Source organism: Faecalibacterium sp. DFI.5.82 (assembly GCF_029076575.1).
GTDB classification, from domain to species: domain Bacteria; phylum Bacillota; class Clostridia; order Oscillospirales; family Ruminococcaceae; genus Faecalibacterium; species Faecalibacterium duncaniae.
This window is the reverse complement of sequence record NZ_JARFIS010000500.1, coordinates 1-311: the sequence shown is the minus strand read 5'-3', so window position 1 is coordinate 311 and position 311 is coordinate 1. Positions and strand designations below refer to the sequence as shown.

The window sequence follows — 311 nt, the reverse complement described above, 5'->3', positions numbered from 1 at the left end:
TCCGTGACGTGGATGCCCAGAACGGTGCCCGCGTGCCCACCGGTGTCCTGAACGAGATGCTGGCCCGCGCTACCGCCCGGATGCAGCCGCCCAGTCCAGCAAACGGGAATCGTCCTGCTCGGTCAGGTTCCGGCTCAGCAGCTTCTCGCACATAGCGCGGGCCAGTGCGGTGGTCTGTGCGTCGGCTTCGCGCAGCTTGTGCTGGCGCTCTGCCTCAGCAGCGGCCTTGCCCTCGGATACAATGGCATCGGCCTGTTTCTGGGCCTCGGCCAGCAGCTGCTGCTTTGCAGTTTCGGCCTGCTGCTCGTAAG

Annotated in this window: 1 pseudogene; it reads right to left on the bottom strand. The window is 66.2% G+C overall.

Annotated elements, in window-relative coordinates:
- Positions 1-69: 69 nt before the first annotated feature.
- Positions 70-311: pseudogene (locus P0G09_RS17600) on the bottom strand (ATP-binding protein); the annotation flags it as partial.